This is a genomic window from Salibacterium sp. K-3 (genome assembly GCF_054052005.1).
Genome location: NZ_JBSVZE010000016.1, coordinates 1 through 248 on the forward strand (window position 1 = coordinate 1; position 248 = coordinate 248).

1 pseudogene is annotated in these 248 nt (G+C 39.5%); it reads right to left on the reverse strand.

What is annotated here, in order from left to right:
• Positions 1-214: pseudogene (locus ACW9JV_RS19335) on the reverse strand (ABC transporter permease); the annotation flags it as partial.
• Between the last annotated feature and the right edge of the window lie 34 nt (positions 215-248).

Below are 248 nucleotides of genomic sequence, written 5' to 3' on the forward strand. Positions count from 1 at the left end.
GGCTGTCTTTAAGAAAGAACACTCCGTCATTCGTCAATTTATACTCGTACGTATTTTTTTCACTGACGTCCATTGCTCCGATGGTTTTTAAATCTTCCTTGGTTGGTTCATAGATTGCTGCATCATTTGCTTGAAAGCTAGAGGCTTGAAGCTCTATATTATGATAGAACGAAAGCCCGGCTGTCATTGCACCTAATCCAAGTGCAATTAACATGGCTACTGTTCCTAATACTTTGGTTAAGTTAAGC